At 36.1% G+C, this 21,265-nt stretch carries 16 protein-coding genes; 3 read left to right on the top strand and 13 right to left on the bottom strand.

Annotated elements, in window-relative coordinates; all coding sequences use genetic code 11:
- Positions 1-77: 77 nt before the first annotated feature.
- From HLX49_RS06395 to HLX49_RS06385, 3 genes are all read left to right on the top strand, one after another.
- Positions 78-1,382 carry a YeeE/YedE family protein gene (locus tag HLX49_RS06395; RefSeq protein ID WP_296361038.1) on the top strand — a complete coding sequence of 435 codons (1,305 nt, stop codon included), beginning with the start codon at positions 78-80 and terminating at the stop codon, positions 1,380-1,382.
- Between the two features lie 289 nt (positions 1,383-1,671).
- Complete coding sequence (locus HLX49_RS06390) at positions 1,672-3,366, top strand: FAD-dependent oxidoreductase (RefSeq protein ID WP_077704638.1); 1,695 nt, start codon at positions 1,672-1,674, stop codon at positions 3,364-3,366.
- Between the two features lie 12 nt (positions 3,367-3,378).
- A complete protein-coding gene (locus HLX49_RS06385) occupies positions 3,379-4,701 on the top strand; it encodes an APC family permease (protein ID WP_101934097.1) in 1,323 nt (440 codons plus the stop codon).
- A 142-nt stretch (positions 4,702-4,843) separates the two neighbouring features.
- On the opposite strand, the gene HLX49_RS06380 is transcribed toward HLX49_RS06385, so the two are convergent.
- The 13 genes from HLX49_RS06380 to esaA all read right to left on the bottom strand — a co-directional run bounded on the left by HLX49_RS06380 (position 4,844) and on the right by esaA (position 21,173).
- Positions 4,844-5,893, bottom strand: a complete 1,050-nt coding sequence (locus HLX49_RS06380; RefSeq protein WP_101934098.1) for a 2,3-butanediol dehydrogenase — start codon at positions 5,891-5,893, stop codon at positions 4,844-4,846.
- 467 nt (positions 5,894-6,360) lie between these two features.
- Positions 6,361-6,975 (bottom strand): hypothetical protein, encoded by a 615-nt coding sequence (locus tag HLX49_RS06375; protein ID WP_296361037.1) that lies wholly within the window; start codon positions 6,973-6,975, stop codon positions 6,361-6,363.
- A 32-nt stretch (positions 6,976-7,007) separates the two neighbouring features.
- Complete coding sequence (locus HLX49_RS06370; RefSeq protein ID WP_077704661.1) at positions 7,008-7,454, bottom strand: DUF5085 family protein; 447 nt, start codon at positions 7,452-7,454, stop codon at positions 7,008-7,010.
- Complete coding sequence (locus tag HLX49_RS06365; protein WP_077704663.1) at positions 7,451-7,909, bottom strand: hypothetical protein; 459 nt, start codon at positions 7,907-7,909, stop codon at positions 7,451-7,453. Before HLX49_RS06365 ends, HLX49_RS06370 begins: the two co-directional genes overlap by 4 nt.
- A 1-nt stretch (position 7,910) precedes the next feature.
- A complete protein-coding gene (locus tag HLX49_RS06360; protein WP_077704666.1) occupies positions 7,911-8,687 on the bottom strand; it encodes a hypothetical protein in 777 nt (258 codons plus the stop codon).
- Positions 8,688-8,709: 22 nt separating this feature from the next.
- Positions 8,710-10,125 (bottom strand): T7SS effector LXG polymorphic toxin, encoded by a 1,416-nt coding sequence (locus tag HLX49_RS06355; protein WP_077704669.1) that lies wholly within the window; start codon positions 10,123-10,125, stop codon positions 8,710-8,712.
- 30 nt (positions 10,126-10,155) lie between these two features.
- The gene (locus tag HLX49_RS06350; RefSeq protein ID WP_101934102.1) at positions 10,156-10,446 is read right to left on the bottom strand and encodes a TIGR04197 family type VII secretion effector; all 291 of its coding nucleotides are present in this window, start codon (positions 10,444-10,446) and stop codon (positions 10,156-10,158) included.
- A gap of 5 nt (positions 10,447-10,451) precedes the next feature.
- The gene (locus HLX49_RS06345; RefSeq protein ID WP_077704674.1) at positions 10,452-10,868 is read right to left on the bottom strand and encodes a YwqH-like family protein; all 417 of its coding nucleotides are present in this window, start codon (positions 10,866-10,868) and stop codon (positions 10,452-10,454) included.
- Between the two features lie 13 nt (positions 10,869-10,881).
- A complete protein-coding gene (essC, locus tag HLX49_RS06340; RefSeq protein ID WP_296361036.1) occupies positions 10,882-15,336 on the bottom strand; it encodes a type VII secretion protein EssC in 4,455 nt (1,484 codons plus the stop codon).
- Between the two features lie 164 nt (positions 15,337-15,500).
- Entirely contained in the window at positions 15,501-16,790 is a 1,290-nt protein-coding gene (gene essB / locus HLX49_RS06335; protein ID WP_296361035.1) for a type VII secretion protein EssB, read from the bottom strand.
- A 113-nt stretch (positions 16,791-16,903) separates the two neighbouring features.
- Positions 16,904-17,155 (bottom strand): EsaB/YukD family protein, encoded by a 252-nt coding sequence (locus tag HLX49_RS06330; RefSeq protein ID WP_296361034.1) that lies wholly within the window; start codon positions 17,153-17,155, stop codon positions 16,904-16,906.
- 12 nt (positions 17,156-17,167) lie between these two features.
- Positions 17,168-17,665 (bottom strand): type VII secretion protein EssA, encoded by a 498-nt coding sequence (gene essA, locus HLX49_RS06325; protein ID WP_296361033.1) that lies wholly within the window; start codon positions 17,663-17,665, stop codon positions 17,168-17,170.
- On the bottom strand, positions 17,640-21,173 hold the full coding sequence (esaA, locus tag HLX49_RS06320) for a type VII secretion protein EsaA (RefSeq protein WP_296361032.1): 3,534 nt from the start codon (positions 21,171-21,173) through the stop codon (positions 17,640-17,642). Before esaA ends, essA begins: the two co-directional genes overlap by 26 nt.
- Positions 21,174-21,265: the final 92 nt, after the last annotated feature.

Raw genomic sequence — 21,265 nt, 5'->3', positions numbered from 1 at the left:
TGTCTTGAAAAATTACCCCCCTATCTATATAATAATAATGTGAAATAATTCACATTTAAAAGGAAGGGGTTTTACTTATGGAAGCAGAAATAAAAAAACAGCAATCGATCCAAAGTAATCAGTTGCTAAAATTAGAGTACGTATTAGGAATTGTTGCTATTATATCCGTTTTTATTTTAGGCAGCGTACTTCTAAAGACAGATATGTTATTTTTTAGACTACTCATTGGGGTGGGGCTTGGGTATACGTTAACACGTGCTTATACCGGTTTTGCTGGAAGCATTAATCGCGCTTATGCCACTGGTTCAACAAAATTGCTTCGAGCTATGGCATTAATGTTTTTTGTTACTACTTTAGCAACGACTACATTTTTATTGTATTCTAACCCTACAAACTACGATTTATGGATTAACCCAATTAATGTTGGTTTAATTGCAGGTGGGTTATTGTTTGGATTTGGCATGGCCTTCTCTTCATGCTGTGCGTCAGGTGTGTTAACCGATTTAGCGACAGGTTTTCCTAGAGCACTAATCACCCTTTTATTTTTTGGTATTGGCATTTTTATTGGATTTCCAATTCAGCATACGGCTAGTTGGGTTTCTGATTCATGGTTTTCTACCTCTATAGGGAGCCAATTACAAGGCGGCGTATTCTTACCGGATCTTTTTAAATGGGATGGTCTAAACGGATATGTTGGATCTATTTTACTTACTGCACTCTTCTGTGGGATAACCGTCTATTTTGCCTATCGTTATGAAAGAAAAAGAAAGCAACAAAATCGATATATGGAACATGAAACAGAAAAATTACAAGAGCAACCAGATACATTTGATAGTAAAGATTATAAGCTATTCAGCCAAGCAACTTACAACCGTGTTTTTATTAAACCATGGTCTCTGAAACAAGGAGCAATTGTAATTAGCGTATTATTCGTATTACTAATGGGCGTTACAAAAGCTGGCTGGGGAGCTTCTACTCCGTTTGGTATTTGGTTTGGAAAAATAGTAATGTTCTTAGGAGTTTCGCCAGAATCCGTTGCTTCCTTTACCAAAATGTCAGCTGACCCGTTTGTATTGCCTTTCTTCGAGCATCCAGTATCTGTCCAAAACTTTGGTATCTTAGTAGGAACGGTTATCTATTTATTAACAGCTGGGAAAATGAAAACAATGTTTTTACAAGGTGCTCATATTCAAAAGAGAGAAGCAGCTCTATTTGCTTTAGGTGGGATTACTATGGGACTTGGCACAAGACTTGCCAATGGATGTAATGTCGGAGCATTATTTACTCCAATTGCAAACTTCTCCCTATCAGGTTGGATATTCTTTATCTTTTTAGCATTAGGCGGTATTATCGGTAATATGCTAGCTAAACGTTTATTTTAATCATCCATTTTTTGAAGGAGCCTATGTTTTTACTTGGCTATCGCCCAAGCTTTTATATTAAAAGCTTAAAACAATAAATCCAAAGATCTATACTTCATGTAGTACTAAAAAATTAGTATTTGTGAGCAAAATTTAAATTTTTATAACGACACAGAAATTACCGATACGGGTATATGTACAAAAAGTAATTTTTTTGGTATGATTGCTTTAGACTTAAATGTTATCTAATTCACAAATAAAAGTAGTATTTGAATAATGCATTGTACTATGTGTAAAAAGGAGAATGAACATGAATAAAAAAATTGTTGTTATCGGCGGTGTTGCCGGTGGCGCTTCAGCTGCAGCAAGAGCAAGAAGATTAGACGAACACGCTGAAGTGATTATGTTTGAGCGAGGCCCTCATGTGTCCTTTTCAAACTGTGCATTGCCATTTCACTTAAGTGGCATTGTTGAAAATAGCGATGATCTTGTACTAATGAACCCAGTCCAATTCAAAAAACAATACAATATCGAGGCACGTGTAAATAGTGACGTGATTTCTATTAATCGTAGAAATAAAACGATTACAGTGAAAAATGTGCTAACTGGAGAAAGTTACGATGAGAGTTATGATAAACTCGTCCTCTCTCCTGGAGCAAACCCTATTGTTCCTTCTATACCTGGAACAGAAATGGACCATGTATTTACCGTACGAAACGTAGTTGATATTGCTAAATTAGATGCATATGTCAAACAAGATACCGTAAAGCAAGTAGCTGTCATTGGTGGTGGATTTATTGGTATCGAAGTTGCAGAAAATCTTCGCTTAGCTGGATTGGACGTATCGTTAATTGAATTCAGTAATCAAGTTATGGCTCCTTTCGATTACGATATGGCGCAAATCTTGCATAAAGAAATGATCGATCAAGGTGTGAACTTAGTTGTAGATGATGGCTTAGCAAAAATAGAAACAAATGAAATTGAACTGCAATCTGGTAAAAAACTAGCAGCAGACGCTGTCGTGCTTGCTATTGGTGTGAAACCAGAAACTACTTTAGCAGAGCAAGCTGGGCTTGAAATCGGACAAACTAGCGGCATTAAAGTAGATCATAATTACGTCACAAACGATTCTGATATATATGCAGTTGGAGATGCCATTGAGGTGTATCATAAACAGACCCACAAGCCTACTAGACTAGCTCTAGCAGGACCTGCGCAACGTCAAGCTCGAGCTGCTGCTGATCATATGAACCGAATTCCACATCGCAACACGGGAGTCATTGGTTCTTCTTGTATCCATGTGTTCGATTTAAATGCTGCGGCTACTGGGTTAAATGAAAAAGAAGCTAAAAATGCGGGTATTTCTTATGATTTTGTTTATATTATTCCAAATGATAAAGTTGGCTTAATGCCGGAAAGTCATCCAATTCATTTTAAATTAATTTATGAATATCCAACAGGAAAAATACTCGGTGCCCAAGCCATTGGCAAAGGCAACGTTGATAAACGCGTCGACGTCATTGCGACGATGATTACGATGGGTGGAACATTAGAAGATTTAAAAGAGTTGGAGCTTTGTTATTCTCCAATGTTCGGAACAGCGAAAGATGTTGTTAACTTTGCAGCATTAGTTGCGCTCAATCGTTTAAACGGCGAATTCAAGCAAGTTCCGGTAACAAAAGTACGTGAATTAGTAGAAAATAACGCTTTTATTATGGACGCTAGAGAAAAACATGAATACGAACGCGGTCATTTGAAAAATGCAGTGAACATACCTTTAAGCGAATTTAGAGATCGACTAGATGAAATCCCACAAAACGAGCCTGTATACGTGCACTGTCGTTCTGCACAGCGTAGCTATAATGCAGTGATGGCATTACAGCACTTGGGCTATACAAATGTGTATAATATATCAGGATCTTTTCTAGGAATCTGCTTATATGAGTATTATAATGACCAAGTAACTGGAAGAGAAAAAATCGTCACTGCGTATAACTTTAAGTAACGATAAAACGTTATGAAAACGACATTAAATCGCTTTGATATATTAAGCTTAGTATTAGGTTCTATTATCGGCTGGGGAGCATTTACGCTTCCCGGCATTAAATTTCTTCCAGAGTCTGGCGTTATTAATGCAACGATTGGTTTACTGTTAGGCGGATTTGCCATTATTTTCATTCAAAAGGGTTATCATATTATGATGCAGCAACACGCTGAAGATGGAGGCGGCTTTTCTTATACGTTTAAAAACCTAGGGAAAATGCATGGCTTTATTGTTGGCTGGTCTTTAATCCTTTGTTATTTAAGCATCGTCCCTTTGAATGCCACAGCTTTTGTTTTAATTGTTAAAATATTATTTGGAACGAACGTAGAATGGTTCTATCTTTACGATATTGCTGGGTACCCTGTATATTTATCGGAAGTACTAATAGCAAGCATCGTACTTATATTATTTGCCATTCTAAATATCAGAGGCTTACGGAAAAGCTCCAATGTTCAAAACGTAATGGTATTATTTTTAATCATTAATATTGTCATTGTTTTTATTGCCATGCTTTTTGATACTGGTTCAGCTACTATTTCCACGAATTATATAAAAAACTATACGTTTAACCTTTCAGAAATAGCCAAAGTCGTTGCCATCATTCCGTTTCTATTTGTGGGATTTGATATTATTCCTCAAGTAGCAACTCAGTTAAAATTCAAACCTGAAAAAGCGACATGGATAGCCATTCTTTCCGTTTTTTCTGGAGTAGTTGCGTACAGTATATTAACAATTGTAACTGCCCTTGCATTTTCTCCTGATCAAGCAAAACAATTAGATTGGGCCCTTGGCGAAGCAGTTTTAACCCATGTTGGAAGCATCGGATTTCTGTTATTGATTATTGCCCTAATGACTGCTGTATCTGGAGGAATTAATGGATTCATGATTAGTAGCAGCCGATTACTAGCTTCGTTATCCGTTTATAAGCTATGTCACCCTAAATATAAGAAACTGACCCGTAACGCCGTACCAGTAAACAGTGTTCTATTTGTCACTGCAATCAGTCTGCTTGCTCCTTGGTTTGGCAGAGAAGTGATTATTTACATTGTCGATATGTCATCATTTTTAGCTGCTATTGCGTATTTCTACGTATGCTTGATTAGTTATAAGTATGCGACAACAAAATGGGATCAATGGCTAACGTTCATAGGAATTATTATAAGTATTAGTTTTATTTTACTTTTAATTCTCCCACAATCACCTGGGAAACTAAGTACACCTTCTCTCCTTTTTATGGGATTATGGGGGATCATTGGATTCTTTTATTATCGTAGCTATACAAAAAAACATGCATAAACAACACCAGATAAATAGCTGGTGTTGTTTATATTTATTAGCTATCCCGTTTTGGGGATTTCTTTCCGTATACTCATAAAGCGAGGTTGCTATGTTTAAGAAGTTGTTCCAAACTGCGCTAAAATATGATTTTAAAGTTTCCCTAAGGTTCAATCAATATTTTCACTTGCGCTTTTTCTTGAAGAAGAGATTCAAACCCTTCCTCCACGATGTTATCTAATGTAATTTTTTTCGTTATTAAATCGATTACATCAAGCTTGCCGTCAGCTATTAACTCAATCACTGTCGGGAAGATATTGCGATAACCGATCGATCCGACTAAATGTAGTTCTTTAAAAACAAAGCTATTAGCATCCAATTCCGGTTTGGATTCCCATAAACTTTCAATAACAATTTCTCCGCCCATTTTCGTGCTGTTGACAGCTTGTTCTAATACTACCGGAACGCCTGTAGCCTCAAAGCTAACATCTGCACCTTCTCCATTGGTTTGCTTCATAATGTCTTCCGCAACATTTGTCTCTGCTGGATGAATAGCCACTGCCCCTAGCTTAGTAGCAACTTTTCTTCGCTCTTCTGATAATTCAATCGCAAATACCTTTTTTGCTCCAGCTAGAAAGCTTGCTTGTATCGTTAACAACCCAATTGGCCCTGCTCCAAAAACAGCGACGGTATCACCAATTTTTAAGTGACTAAGTTTTACTGCATGCATGGCAACTGCTGTAGGTTCAACTAAAGCTGCTAACTCATAGCTCATATGCTCAGGAATTTTATGAACCATATCTTCATTAACAACGGTATACTCAGAAAAGCCTCCACCAACACCAGACAAACCAAAGGCTGCATTGACTTCACAAAGATTGTAACGACCTTGACGACAAGCTTTACATTTCCCACAAGTGATCATCGGCTCCACCGTAACTCGATCACCTACCGTTACTTGCGTAACATCTTTTCCAACTTCTACTACCTCTCCAGCGAATTCATGTCCCATAATAACGGGTGCCGTTTTTTTTGTTAACGGATGAGGATCCTCCGTCGGGATTATAATTGGTCCAGCAACATATTCATGGAGATCACTTCCACAAATACCAGCCCAAGCTACCTTAATTTTCACTTCCCCTGCATGAACTGTTGGTTCATTAACTTCTTCAACACGAATATCCTTCTTTGCATACCAAATTGCTGCTTTCATTGCCTTCACTCCTGTCGAATAGTTTTATAAAAGCATTGTTCACTCTATATAAGCATAGCATTAGAGTTAAGCCATTTTTGTATATATTTAGCAATTTTCTATGACATTTTATTTATTCGATCAATTTCACAAGGACTTTAGGATCACTCAAATACCATCACATATCGAAATTGTTCTACATCTTTAAGCTTTTGATGTCAGCAGCTTGTATAGCTGTGAACTTGATAACGCACCTTTTAACCTCCAAAAACTCCTTTCAAAATTACTTCTTGAACTTCATACTATGTTCCGTTATACTTTGGTTAATATTTTTGAATTTTTCATCATTTTTTAGAAACTGCTTGTTTCACCATAACAATTAGATGAGGAGTTGGGTTTATGGAAACGTTATTCAAGGTTGATTTGAACAAGCCAATGGATAAACAAGACAAAGAGTAATTCCTGTCTATTAATAATAGCTTAAATGCTTACTTTTCTATATCCATTTCAAAATTAGCCATGTCTATATACACGTTATCTTTTGTTAAACGATTAAACATTTGCTCCTGTTGTGGAGTTACATCCAGCATAAATGGTATTGCGGTATCAGCATGAAGGATGCCAAACTCTTCTTCAGTAAGCACTAACTCCATATTTTCAAATATGTATTCTCCTTCTTGATTTCCAAATGTCATATCAAATTTGATATTCTTCATAGAATCTTTTAGTCGATTAATAGCCAGGAATAAAATGGATCGACTTCCATCAGGGTTAATTGAAATATCAAACGGATAGAGGCTAAAATCATTTGGAACTCCCATTTTGGGATCAGCTTTAATTGCTTCATCTAAAACCGTATAGATTTCATTATTTTGAATTGTCATCCCCGCATCTTTGTCCTGTTTCTGTAATTTCAATTGTAAGTCGTGCATTTGACCTCCATCATGTTCACTTGTGTTTTGTTCATTTCCATTATCTGTTTTCGCCTGCGCTTCTGTATCTTCAGATTGCTTCTCACTGTAGTCAATTTCCTTTGCATCATTACTACATGCAACCAATAAAAACAAAAGCGCAATCATGATTAGCATTAAAAACCTTTTCATTATTCATTCTCCCTCCCCAATGGCTATTGCGTTTAAACTCCTACACTCATCTCCACATATCTTCTTCCCATATGGCTAGTCTTATACTCTACAAACACAGGGGTTTTCTGTTGCAATCCATTTTGTCTTATATAGTGCATTAGCTCCCAAAACTTCACTTGAGATGCTGCTTTAAAATCATCCATTAAGCGTGTCATTATCATTGGCTTGACAGAAAAGTAACTATGAAAATATACTTGCTGCTCTTCATCCGAAATTGTAAAATTACTTTCAAGAATTGGCAAAAAAATTTCTGCCTGCATAACCTCACTTGTTGGGTCGCTCAAAATAGTAAATAACATTCTACCATCTGGATGGTATCCTTCCTTTTCCAAAATAGATTGAAAATCTTTAATGGCTATATCAATTTCTTCAGGTACAAACTGATAATATTTTGAAACTACATTTGTATAAGCAATATGATGTTGTTCTACAATCATGACCCCTCACCTCTATGATTGAAAGGTACATATAGATCAATGATAAAATCATCATATACTTCCAACAGTACACAATAAAATGTAGCATCTATTGGTACATCATGAAGATGAGCATATTCTTGAATTCGCTGATAAGCAGCATGGAAATCAGTTGCTTGATCCGCCTGGCGTAAAACTAAAGCGTCTTTAATATATAGTTTCTCTTGGAAATGAAAGTCGGTTTCATCTGATAACTTAACAGGCTCGCTAATTGGCAAATAATATGTGAACTTACCAAATTTATCTTCGTTCTTTTCAGGAGAAACCGAAAAAAATATGGGACCATTTTGGTAAATACCTTCAGCAAGTATAAAATCTTCCATAATGAAAAAACCTTGTTGCCAATTTTTTCTTAACTGCCTTGTTTCATAGATTAATAAATTATCAAAAATAAGTGAGCGAGTTTCAAATTGCAAATCAATCATCCTCCCTTTCCGATCCCATTGGCTTTAGATTCCCATCCTTATCAAAATTAAAACTTTCAAAACGTTTTTTGCAATAAAGAATAACTAATTGTTCAGGTAGCACAAAAAGCATGGTGTAAAATATTGCTAAACAAAGGATGCCTATAAATATATAATCGATGTGAATAAAATAAAAGTTTTTAGACAAAAATTGAATTAAATATACTGCTCCTAACCCACCAAATATTGCCAGAGGCATAAAAGATTTTTTTTCAAATCTCGCTCTTATTTCACCTTTTTTAGAACCTTCTTTATAATGCCCTGCTCGTAATAATTTATAAAATCGCACGCAAGTAAAGACGAAAATCAATATTCCTAGTATAAGAGTGACAATGGTCGCCGTTAGCATAGACGCTGTTGTTGTGTCTACACTTCCTAGTATAAATATAGTAAATAGATATGCAAATACCCCAAAAAGATTTTGTGACACTAAAATAGTAACCAAATACTGTGTTTTCTCTCTTTTTTTATATATCTTTGAAAATGAATACATAATAGAGAATATGATTAAAACAATCGTAATTATTAAATGGATAGAAAAAATGTACTTTTTAAAAGGATAATAAGACTGATCTGCTACAACCACATACGTTACAATGAAAGTTAATACTTGCAAACAAGCAGCCAAAAGCAAGATTGCCCCTAAATTATTTGGCCCTTGCCTACCGGATTCTAAAGGCTTTCTTAACACAGCAAAATCTTCTTCTTGTAATTGATCTAATAATTTCATTTACATTTCCTCTCCCTTGTTTCTAGCTGAACCAATCTTTTAATTTATGAAAAGCACCTTTCGCTCTATCCATTAAAGACTTATCACTTTTACCTAATTTTTTATTCAATGCCCAGTTAAAAGCTATACCAAACCCAGCTCCAACTGCAGTTCCGACACCTGGAATTGGAATAAAGGCAGTCCCTGCAGCTGTAAAACCAGCTTGCACAGCTCCGCTTATTGCAGTTTCAACTGTTGTGTCTACAGCAGCTCTAGAATATGCTTCTTCTCTTGTTAAACCATCTGCTCTAGCATCGTTATAATTATTGTAATAGCTTAACCCTGCTCCAAGTGGTCCAAGCGCTTTTCCAGCAGTTCTTAAATGCCCATTCCCCAGTATATTTTTGGGATTTATACCACTTATATTGTCTTTTGCTCCATGAACTGTTGATTTTCCAACAGCTTTAAATTTATCCCAATTTGTTGCCTTGTCATTGTAAGCTCTCATTTCGGGATATTCTTTAATTATATTTCTCCCCTCAGGAGACCATACTTGCTTTCCTGTTTTCTTATCATAATAATTTAAAGGAGTTTTTGCTCTTCCTGATTTGCCACTTTGGTATAGTGAATATTTTGCATGTTTATTCGGTTTTATACCTAATTCTTTTAAAGCTGCTTCGCTTGCATTAATACGATAAGTTATCCTTCCGTTTTTTTCATATTTCGATACGCTTAACCCGTCATTTTCAGCTGCTCTAGCTATTGCTTTTGAAGAGGTATACCCAGATATTGAAGGGGCAAGATACGTACTGGTTAAACTACTTAGCTTTTTAAAGTTTTCGTCGTTTTTATAATCACTAAACCTTTCTACACCTGCAGATCCTTTAACGGAGTTCATTGTCTTTTCAATATGTTCTATTAAAGCCTTTGTTTGGGAATTGTGTGATTTTCCTTCATTGGTAAACGAATTAAAATTCTCTTCTAATTCAGTAATAGTCTCAACCACTTCTTTTTCATCCTGTACAATCGTATAAAAAGATGGAATACCTGCACTTGTAATGTCAGAAACATTGTGAATTGCTTTTTGAATACGATCATCTAAATCCCTCAACTTTTGATAATCTATATTTATTTTGATTTGTTGATCGTTTAAGTAGTCACTTTGAATGATCGCATTCTCATGAGAATCTACATTTGAATGAAATGCTTCTAAATGATCTTTTAGATTGTGATTCAAGTCGGTAAACAATTCAGTAAGTGCTTCAATAATTCCATGCTTATGGAAGCTATCGAAATAACCTTTAGCGTTCTTTGCTGCCTTTCCAGAGAAAGTATCCATTCCAATAATTTGTTCGATATTAGTTGATATTTCTTTCAAACTTGATTTAATATGAGTAGATACCTTTTGGAAGTCACTAGAAAACTCGATAACCTCTGATATATCCACTTTATTCCCCATCTAAACCCTCCTTTCGTTATAAATGTTCCATCAGTCACTAGTTATCTTAGACGTTCCCTTACTTAACTCTTCATCTTTTTCTTTCATACTTTCTCCTATATTTTTCAATGTGTCTATATCATTACTTAAAAGAGTTACGTATCTTTCCAGTATAGTCATTGCTTTAACCGCATTTTCCAAATCATTAGTAAACGGCGTAATATTCGTTTTATCAAAAGTCCAATTCTTATTAGTACTACTGTTTATATTGGAAACAGCAGCTTTTAACCTAGAAACATTCTCCCGAAAAACTTCTATGTTTATACCTACTTGCTCCCCCATTTAATCTACTCCCTTTCCTTTGCCCTTATTTGACTCTCCAGTGAATGGAGAGAGCTTTGCAGATTATTTAATCCTGCTGCATATGAAGCTTGATTGGCCTCATACCTTCTAATATCACTATCAATAGTCTCTTTTGCATCCATCGATTTAGATAAATATTGCTGAATACTATCTCTATATAAGCTATACTTATTATCATACGTATCTTTATTATTTCCTCTCCATCTTCTGCCATCTTTCTCTAACTGATCAATGGATTTTTTAGTTGTTCTTAAATGTGTAATATTAGTTTCCAATGTATTAGAAGCTTCCTGTAACCTGCTAACCTTATCTTGCAAAACTGATATTTCATTCCTTGCATTATTCATACCAAGTAACACAGTCCTTCTCTGCTCCCGCAAAAGACTTAATGATGTGCTCATCCCTCACTCCCCCTTATTCAGGTATTTTCAATTTTGTATGCTGATGATCCATTGCTAAATAACATTCAAATGGGTTTGGATATTTTTCCTGTCTAATAAATGGTTGCTTGAATATATCCTGATCGCCAAGTCGCATACTCATCAATCCTACTATGGCTTGCGAACGTATATACTTAGCAACTTGTTCAAAGCTCAGTCCAATATAACTGTAATCCCCTATGAATATGAAATGGATGCCGGCCTTTTTGCCCTGTTCTATTAGAAGGGTTATTTCATCCACTTCTAATTGAGTACGATCACAAAAATCTTTTACATCGGCAATAAGAACAAGCCACCTAACATTCTCCCCCGTTGTCTGTTTAGTACGGATGTTAATTTCTGTCATAAGATCATTTTTCACAGAAATAACTCCTTCTTTTTCAGATATATATGCATGTAGGCTTTTTCCAATGTCGGACAGTTGTTGTTCTGCCGTATCAATTAACATCGTTTGATAAAAACCAGAAAGAAGAGACACATTTTTTGCTAATGATTGACGTAATCTATCTAAACCATCTTGCCGGTCACTTACAACAGTTAAATGACCATGTTGGATTGGATCAAAAGCAAGTGGTTGTACTTCCTCAAATTCCAATCCTAGGGGGACTTGCATTCCCTTTACAAGCTGTTTCGTCTTTCTATTGTTTTTAAACTTCTCAAAGTCAACCACTCCTTCAGGCATCATCGGAATTTCCTCTGGTAATTCACCATCCCAGAATGCTTCCATTTCTTTTGCAGTTGCTTGAATCGCATCAATAATTGCTAATGTCTCTTCACCTTCTGCAGGAAGCATGGTTTGGAATAATGCTGGTTCGTCCAGCTTAATCATCCCTCTTCCTGGTATTTCTTCAATTTCAATCTCTGTCCTACCGACAATTCCACGAGCCTCGGTTTCTTCAATTAAATAAAGTGGAATTTGAGTTTTAATATTCGACAATAACGGCATGCGCATGGCACTTTGTCGTCCGGCACTGATGGCTAGATGAATGCCAATACTTGCACCCTCTCTAGCAATTTGCGTAATTAGCTTTTCGAACTCATCAGAGAATGCTGCATCACGGACAGAATCATAGTTATCAATAACAATTAATTGATTTTCCACTATATCTCCGCTCGCTTTTTCATACATATCCATACTTGCAACGCCATAATTGCTTAACTTCTGTTTCCGTTCCTTGATTTTACTGCTCATAAGACGGATGAATTTAGCTACTTTCTCTTCCTCATCCAGTAGCATCGTATCCGCAACATGTGGTAACGTTTTTAACGGTAATAAACCATTGGTACCAAAATCTAGTAAGTACACATGTAAATGTTCGGGATGGTGCTGATGCACAAGATTCATAGTAACTGTTTGCAAGAACGTTGATTTTCCGTAGCCCGGGCTGGAAAAAACAGCAATATGTCCATGCTTCGTTAAATCAAGCGTAAGTGGCGATTGCGATTGCAATTCTGGCTGGTCTAGTAAACCTAATGTAACAACTAGCGATTTCTTGCTTTCCTCTTGCCACACTTCTTTAAAATGAACATCATGTATTTCCTTTGGCAATATTCGTTCTGGTAACGGCGGAAGCCATGGTCTTGGAAGAGGATCAATTTGGCATTTTTCTGTGTAAGTAGCAATGTAATCAATCACCGCTTCCAATTCAGTTGGTTTTTTCTCCACATCTTGTTTATTGGCCAATCCACTTAAATCCTCGGTAAGAATATCATATTGACCTAAGTCATTAATCGCATAAACCGTTGTATCTATAAATTCATGATCTTCATTATCTGGCACGTAATCTGCACCACTCCACGCACTTTGAAACAGTTCATAAATTTCATTGTTCCCAACTTGCAAGTATGCCCGTCCTGGTAACGTAATCTCCGCTGCATCAGGTGTTTTCAATATTTCATTCGAATCACTCGCGTTTTGTACTTTGAGCGCCAATTTAAATTTTGAGTTCGACCAAATTTGGTCATCGACAACTCCACTTGGTTTTTGTGTTGCAAGTATAAGATGGATGCCCAGAGAACGCCCAATTCTCGCAGTGGATACAAGCTCTTTCATGAAATCTGGCTGTTCGGATTTCAGTTCTGCAAATTCGTCCGAAATCAAAAATAAGTGCGGCATTGCTTCGCTTGCTTTACCTTGCTTGTAAAGCTTCTGATATTGATTAATATGATTGACATTATGCTCCCCAAATAGCCGTTGACGTTTTTGCAGCTCTGCTTTTATCGAAGCGAGCGCCCGCATTGATTGCGCTTTATCCAAATTCGTTATCGTCCCTAACAAATGTGGCATGTCATGAAATAAATTTGCCATTCCACCGCCCTTATAATCTATGAGTAAAAAGGCAACTTCATAAGGATGAAAATTGATCCCTAAAGACAAAATATAGGACTGAATAATTTCAGATTTCCCTGAACCAGTTGTACCAGCAACAAGACCATGTGGACCATGAGCCTTCTCATGTAAGTTTAATTGAACGATATCTTCTTTACCCCGAAGACCTAATGGAACGGCTAAACTTTTATACGTTTCATTCACCTTCCAACGATGTTCAATGTTTAAATCCGTTACATTTTCCACATCATACATTTCTAGAAAAGTCACTTTTTCAGGTATAGAGTTTTTTAGATTTTGTAGATGATTGACCGGTGCCAAGGCACGAGTTATTTCTTCCTTATCAAAACCTTCCGGATAATGATCCAGATGGAATTTTTTATTCACTAATTCTCCTTCTTCTAATAAAATGTTTCCATGCTTTGCATCACGAATGTCGATAACCGTTTTCACATGTTCTGGAAGTGCCTGCATGACATCTTGCACAAATACTAAGGACACGCCAATTTCACTTAGATCTTCATTGAAAAATTCCATAATAATATGATCTAATATCATCTTCTCATCTGTAATAAGTACGATATAATGGGGAGAAAAATAAAGCTTTTCATTTTTGTTCGTTTTCTCTTCTATGGTTTGTCTACGTTCTTTTAATAATTGGTACAAGGAATACAACACTTGATCACGAGAACGTTCGTGATATATAAACCCGCGCACGTTAACATCTCTTAAACTAGCATGTGGTAGCCAGCGCATCCAATCCCATTCTTGCTTTTCTTCTTCTGGAAAAATTGTAATAAATTGCACGTCGTGATAACTATGAAATAATGCAAGTTGTGTAACTAATAACTGCAACTGCTCTAACACAAGCGGACGATGACCGATATAGCCAACAGGTCCTTTGGTTAATGATGTAACAACGGGTACATTTTCAATTTCTTTATATTGAGATAAAAGCTCTCTTGCTTGATCTATAAGTTCATCCTTTTCTTGGGTAAATTCTTCATCATTAAAGTCAATTTTAAAGCTAGATGAAACCGTTCCTAAACCCGCACGAAAATGCAGGAAATCATGCTGATACATGGTTTTTTCATAAATTCTTGCCTCCATATTTCTAACCATATCTCTAATCGTTACGATATCAGGATAATGATAAAATAAAGCGTGGCGTTGCTCCTCACTTACTAAGTGCAGTTCTTTCGTTTTCCGTTGCAAATACGCTTTATATGTCTCTTCACGATGTTTCATATCCGCTTTATATTTTTTAACATTTTTCACATAGGAAGTAATCGAAAATATTATCGTGACAATGGTTATCGATAGCATCACGATGATGTAAACCCCTCTAGGTTGAATTAGTGAAATAACAATCAGTGCTACAACCATTACTATTGGAGGTACGATCGTTCTTGCCAATTGTTCACTAGGCTTTGAAGGCTTATGTGCTGGTTTAGCAATCGTTCGATCTTCTTCAGGTTCCCGATAAATAATTCTAGGTGAACGATGATAATCTGGATACTCCCCGCTGTAAGGAGTAGTCACTTCTACCAATTCCACAAGCTTACTTGTAAAATCAAGATGTGATGTCATCACTTGTAATTCCTTTTCACCTACGCAAAACATCGTTCCAGCAACAAATAATTGGTCTCCAGGACATACGACTGCTTGCTTTTCAACAGCCTTAAAGTTATGAAAAATGGTTGCACCATTATTTTCTAGCTGAAAAGTAAACCCATTTTCCTGTCTGTGCAAGACGAAATCAACAGACGAATTAGGTAGCATAATATCGTCATATGAATGCGTGCCAACCGTTATTGTTTCTGCACCTGCAGCGTCATAGAATCTGGTTTCTTCCCTATGTAACAAATATAATTCCAACAGATGATCCGCTTCAGGGAGAGACAGTTGTTTTTCTAATTTCGCTTCCCCAATAAAAGCCTCGTTGCCATTCCACATTAGTTTATGTGTTTGCTCTAAGTTGGAAAAAGTTATATTATCTGACCAGCTATTACCAATTATCATTTCCTTTTTTTCTTGATCTGGTAAATGGCATTTATGCAATTGATTATCATAAGTGACCATGAGTATTTTGTTTGCCATTACGTTTCTCCCTCTCTAAAACGTTACAATATAAAATATGTGGACAGTTTCTGGACGCCAATGTTTATACCACGCAAGATACACGGCGCTTGATGTCATACCTGTAATGAGCGTGTGTATCGATGAAGCAACACGAAAGATTAATTTAATAGATGGCTAAAAAGCTATTTTTCCTTTTCTTTATCACCACTATCTTCTTTCTTTTTATTGTCATCATTTGATTGCGCTTCTTGTTCTGTTTGGTTAGTATCTTCCGCCTCTGACTCACTTGCCGGTACTGTTTCTTCATCCTCGTCTTGTAAATCAAACTCCTCACGGTACTGTTCTAATTCATCTTGTAACTTTTTAACAGTCTTTTCTCTCTCTGATCCTGTTAAGTCTGGATTGTTTTTAGCTTCCTCTATCTTTTGAATAAGTCCGTGTATAATTAAGACAGGGTCATCAATGTACTTGGCCTTTTCAAGCGATGTATCAAATTCTCCCCTGCCATTGTAAATCCAATAGGTTAAGTAATCAGGATCACTTTTCAAACTGACATTTTTTAAAATAACTTCCTTCTCTGCATCAGGTAAGTTTTCCACGTTAATATAGGAATGAGCTAAAATATACATCGTTTGAATCGGTAGCTTTTCTGGATCTTCCCCCTCTAAAGTGGAAATAACATCGCCATAGGAAGAAGCCAAATACTCACCGTGAGCTTCTAATAGATTATCTTGGTAAGGTGCTTTTATAATGCCGTAATAAATGACGGGAACGGTTAACAATACGGAAACGATAATCATAATAATGGAAAGTTGCTTAAATAAACGAAAGCGTTTCGTTGGTACAACTGTCATCGTTTGTTCTGTTTTGACTTGTTCTTCCTGATAACTTTTATACAATAAATCCTTGAGCTCTGCTAAGTCGGCTACTTCACTTACCTGTCGTTGAAATTCGGTTTCCGTTGCATTTTGTAACGACCCATGATAAAGCTGATCAAAATTAAATTTTTTAGAGAATAAAGCGATCACATAGCATTTTAATTGTTTTAAAAAATCTGCTTCATCCCATTCATAAGGTGGTACAAGCTTGCGAATCCCTCGATAGATAACAACAGGCATCAGATTATCATTAACCATCAGGTTATCAGGATGAAGAACAAAGGTTATCCTCGTGTTCAAAATAGGCTCTAATTGCAACATGTTGCACAGTAATCGTAATTTTTCATTTCTATGTAATTGCAGTAGTTGATCCCAGTTTTTCCATCTAGGCTCTAACTTAAATGTAAATTGAAATGCATCTTTTTCTTCCTCTATAGTGAGCGGGGCAAAAAAATCAGAAGGATGTAACATAATATCCATTTGGCGAACATCATGTACAGCGGTTTGTGATTTCGGTAAACGCATTTTCCAATTAGTTTGATCCATTTCAAATTGCAATGTGAGGTTTTCAAATTCGATTGTTTTTTCCTTCATTTCCCATTAACTCCTTTGTCCTCCAGTAAAAATGCATATTCCGCTTACAACACGACATATTGTGTCAAGCTCGATCATTTTAGCGATCATTCATATAAGCCATATGATTCTTGTTATTGAACAACTAATATATCTCCATCTGTAACAGGGTAATCAATGATATAATCATCATCTGCAATGAACAATTTCTTCGTGGTAACTTTGATGACATAGTAAGAATGATCTGGTAGCGTAATATGTAGGGCATCTGTTACATAATAGAGTAATTGTTTTACCTTTAATTGTGTGGGGATACGGAGGTCATAAACTCCGCATCCAATGTTGCTAAAATCCATTGTCACATTAATATGGGTATCTTGTGCCATTTGTTATTTCTCCTAATTTAACATTTTTTGCATCATTACATAGATTCCACCACATAAAAGTAAAGCAAAACCTGTTAACACATATAGCCATGTATTACTAGATTGGCTTGTCTCTGCTATCTCATCTTTATTCGGCTTCGAGGTAGATGCGGCAATCTCTTCATAATCTTTCGTGAACAGGTCATCTTTAACGGAATCCAATGTCTTATTTGTTTGCACATCCTTTGCAAAGAGATCTGACTCCAGTTCTTCTAAAGACTGCTGCTGCTCCGCTTTCTTTTCAGCAATGATTTTAGATGTTTCTTCTGTAAATAGTGTAGGGAAAATCTTTTCTAACTCTGTTTCCTGGTTAACTGTATTTTTCTTATCATCTTCCACAATACGGTCAATTTTCATTTCTAAGTCTCCATCACTATCGGCACTAGCCGCTGGTGTTTGGTATCCCCAAACAACCAGCACGCTAATAACAAGTGTGAGGGTCGCTTTAACTAGCCTCTGCTTCTTTTTCATTGCCCACATCCCCTTTTTGTGTTGAGCGATGTACAACAAACAAATTGGCTAAAGCACCTACTATTACAACACCAATCATAATAAAGATGGACGCGGAGTAATTACCTTCTCCTTGCACAACACGAAACAAAAGGGTTTCAACATATTGCAGTGGCGAGAATTCTTTCCACGTCTCCATTCCTTTTATACCTGTTCCAAAAGCATTTGTTAAGAACAGATATAGACTGAGCACCACTAAAAGTATAAACATACCAATCATTTTAACTTGTCTTAATAAATAAGTGGAAAAAAGTAACATTCCAGTAATTAATAAGACAATAAGCGTTGTAAGCATTAACATATCACTATCAGCAATTTCCATTGTATAACTAGATACAACACCAATCACAATACCTTCTAATACGCCAATACCAATCGTTATAAGTGTAATTGGTATGTTCAGGCTCATTATTGTTTTTCCTTCCGAAAATGGATCTCTCTCCATACGCTTCTGGTTTATTGTTGAAATAACATAGGCTGTAAACAAGACAACAATGAAACAGATTAACACAAGATAGTATGGTGTAAATGAATCACTGGATGTAATCGTTCCTTCATTACTTGTTTGAACTGGATTGGATAAGAAATCATATAAGTCTTCATTTTGCCTGTCACCAATACGACTATTTGCTAATACACCAGTGAAGTTCTCGGCAAAATTCTCATCATCCATTAATTTATTTGTCATATTTTCTGACAACGTTTCTACTTGTTGAACAATATCATCGCCACTTTCTTGAATCGTCGTCGCTTGCTCATTAATACTATCGAAAGTATCATAAACTACATCACCTTCATTTACATTGCTCTGTGCTTGCTCCGACAAAGATTGACTAGCTGATAGTAGTGGCTGAAAGCTGTCATCCAAGGAAACGATGGCAGACTGCTCTTCATCTTCTTTTGTTTGAATTTGTTCTTGAGATTCCAGTAAGTTCAAGCTTTTCTCTCGCCAAGCTTCTACATTACTTAAAGTTGCTTCAAGACTTTTATTCAAGACCCTAGCCCTTTCAGCAGTTTCATCTATTTTATTCACTAAAGCATCCGCATTGCTGTTCATTAATGCAACTTTCTCTTCATGAATTTCTATTTGAGCTTGTAATTGTTCCCATGGAGTGCGGATTTCTTTAGCCACTTCATCACTAATTTGTAAGACTATATAGTCTTTGATTAAACCAGGAACATCTTTTTTATTAAAAAGATAATATAACGAATCTTTAGTAGCTAATTCTTTTAAAGGTTTACCTTTAATTTGTTCCGGTAAATTCGGCCCCCCCATATGCAAACCAAAATAACTTTCGTAGGTTGAGAATAGTTTTTGGTAAGGGGTTACCGTGTTCGTTACAGCTTTAATTAATTGATTCGTCGCTTTATCCATTCCTTCCATCGGAGTCATAATTTCATGGTTAATGCGATTATTAATGACTTTAACTCTTTTGGTTGCTGGTTTTAGCTTCTCAAGCGGGACACTATCTTCTTCGTCCGATGGTTCATCCTCATCTGAGACATCCCCGCCCCCTGGCTCGTCCGGATTATTATTTCCAGGTGTTTCTCCATCCTCACCTAAACTTCCACCTTCTTCAGAATCGCTCTGTTCATCGCTTCCCTCAGACTTTTCTTCTGAAGTTGGTTTTTGCTTCGCTTTATTATCTGAAGTGTCAACATTTTTTCCTTGTTGCTCCACCTCTACCTCTGCATTCGCAACAAGTGGTGTTTCTGCTGTTTCAATTTGGGCTGTTTCAGGAACATCTACATTATTAATATCTTTTTGATGAAGCTTCCACTTCCAAGGAATTGGTTGGAATATGTCTATATTTGAATTTTTATCACGCAACCGTAGTGTAACCTGAACGGTAAATACACCTTCTTCATTCGCTGGAAGAATAATTTCACCATCATAATATTCTCTTGTATAATCTTCTTCGCCAATACCAGGAATGGTAAGTTGTAAGTTTTCCACATTATATTTTTCGAGAATACGCTTTGGTATTTTTAATTTGAATGTTTGTGCTGATTTTTTATTTTTTGGCAACTTGACGGAATCAGACATCGTCATCCCTGAAGTATGCAACTTTTCTTTTAGTTTGTTTATCTTATATGATAGGAGTTTGGTTGGGTCACCACCCGGGTTAAGATTTTCATCTTTGCCTAAGCCGTCTTCATTCATATATTTTTCTGTTACCGCAATAACATTTCTAATTTCCTTGATTGTCCGCTTTGGCAAACCGACTTCTTCAAAGTCCTCCATATCCATTGAAGGTAATCTTCTTATGTGCTTATGAATATTGTCTTTTGCATGAACAGCTGGCTTTTTTAAAAGCATATTTACCAGTTGATCATCTTTACCCAGCTTATTGGTAAGTAGTCCATCTAAACGATCTGAAATTACCCCAGTAAAACCGCCCCAATATTCTGGGTTTATTCGTTTTTCAATATCATTATACGTTTTCTGGACTTGCGTTAATGAATCGTCTAAATGCTTCCTTAATACATTCGCTCTTGTTGCAATATTACCTCCTGGATTACTTTGATACATCACAGAATTCACAGGTGGTTTATTTGCTTCCATACCGCCGTTGTTCTGTAATTGTTCATTAATCAATTTATTTGCCAACTGTAAACGTTCTAACTCTTGGTCTACTTCCTGTTGCTTTAAAGAGCGATCAAATTCATTTAAAGTTTGATAGAATTCGAGAATTTGCGTATTATTTTGCTCTTTTAATTTTTTAACATCATGAACAGATGACAAATAATCTTCATCCAGTTCTGCATCATCTAACAGCTCTTTTTCAAAGTTATTCATTATTTCCTGAAAGCCTTGAAAGCTATCCTTCGATACTTCTGTGCTATCTTTTATCGTGCTAAATTGATTGGTATAATTATCTAAAGGATTATACACTTCACTGCTCATAGTGTTTGTAAATACGGCTTGTTTTTCAATAATGCCACCAATATTATCCTGCGCATTCTGCAGATTTCCGACAATACTTGCAAAATAAACGTCAATAATCCTACGATTAAATTGATTAAGAATATTACTGGCTGTTTTTTCTGCTTCCGCTTTTATTTGCTCATTATCCGTTGCGTTAATCTTATAATTTAAAACGACTTGGTCTGGCGATTCCGAATCAATAGATAGCGCTTTTTCGGAAAAATCATTAGGAATCACAATCATCATGTCATATGTACCACGTTTTAAGCCACTTTCTGCTACCCCGCGGCTAACTACAAACCACTCATGATTGTCTTCATTGTTCACCCCTTGGACGAAAGCCTCTCCAAAAGCTAGTTCTTGTCCATTTAAGATAGACCCCTCATCTTCATTAACAAGCGCTACAGCCATTGCTTTATTTGATTCTGATTCATCCTTTTCTGTTTGTTCTTGTTGACTTAAAGCAAGATAGGATAAGCCTGATGCTAAGATAACGATTAATACTAAAAACAGGAACCAGCGTTTATGCAATTTTTTCATAACAAACAGCTCCTAGAAGTTTCACAATTTATTTTGTTACATGAATCACTAATCGCAAAATCTTGTTCGTTTTTTTATACTATCTTTCCAAA

Origin of the sequence: Virgibacillus sp. (genome assembly GCF_013393565.1) — a bacterium.
Taxonomy (GTDB): domain Bacteria; phylum Bacillota; class Bacilli; order Bacillales; family Amphibacillaceae; genus Virgibacillus; species Virgibacillus dokdonensis.
This window is presented reverse-complemented; position numbering and strand designations above follow the sequence as displayed.

Bases quoted from the DNA above. Each gene is read 5' to 3' on its own strand.
- HLX49_RS06330 (WP_296361034.1), bottom strand. From the start codon at position 17,155: ATGGCACAAGATACCCATATTAATGTGACAATGGATTTTAGCAACATT.
- essB (WP_296361035.1), bottom strand. From the start codon at position 16,790: ATGAAGGAAAAAACAATCGAATTTGAAAACCTCACATTGCAATTTGAA.
- esaA (WP_296361032.1), bottom strand. From the start codon at position 21,173: ATGAAAAAATTGCATAAACGCTGGTTCCTGTTTTTAGTATTAATCGTT.
- essA (WP_296361033.1), bottom strand. From the start codon at position 17,665: ATGAAAAAGAAGCAGAGGCTAGTTAAAGCGACCCTCACACTTGTTATT.
- essC (WP_296361036.1), bottom strand. From the start codon at position 15,336: ATGGCAAACAAAATACTCATGGTCACTTATGATAATCAATTGCATAAA.
- HLX49_RS06350 (WP_101934102.1), bottom strand. From the start codon at position 10,446: ATGGGGGAGCAAGTAGGTATAAACATAGAAGTTTTTCGGGAGAATGTT.
- HLX49_RS06370 (WP_077704661.1), bottom strand. From the start codon at position 7,454: ATGATTGTAGAACAACATCATATTGCTTATACAAATGTAGTTTCAAAA.
- HLX49_RS06355 (WP_077704669.1), bottom strand. From the start codon at position 10,125: ATGGGGAATAAAGTGGATATATCAGAGGTTATCGAGTTTTCTAGTGAC.
- HLX49_RS06345 (WP_077704674.1), bottom strand. From the start codon at position 10,868: ATGAGCACATCATTAAGTCTTTTGCGGGAGCAGAGAAGGACTGTGTTA.
- HLX49_RS06375 (WP_296361037.1), bottom strand. From the start codon at position 6,975: ATGAAAAGGTTTTTAATGCTAATCATGATTGCGCTTTTGTTTTTATTG.
- HLX49_RS06390 (WP_077704638.1), top strand. From the start codon at position 1,672: ATGAATAAAAAAATTGTTGTTATCGGCGGTGTTGCCGGTGGCGCTTCA.
- HLX49_RS06380 (WP_101934098.1), bottom strand. From the start codon at position 5,893: ATGAAAGCAGCAATTTGGTATGCAAAGAAGGATATTCGTGTTGAAGAA.
- HLX49_RS06360 (WP_077704666.1), bottom strand. From the start codon at position 8,687: ATGAAATTATTAGATCAATTACAAGAAGAAGATTTTGCTGTGTTAAGA.
- HLX49_RS06385 (WP_101934097.1), top strand. From the start codon at position 3,379: ATGAAAACGACATTAAATCGCTTTGATATATTAAGCTTAGTATTAGGT.
- HLX49_RS06395 (WP_296361038.1), top strand. From the start codon at position 78: ATGGAAGCAGAAATAAAAAAACAGCAATCGATCCAAAGTAATCAGTTG.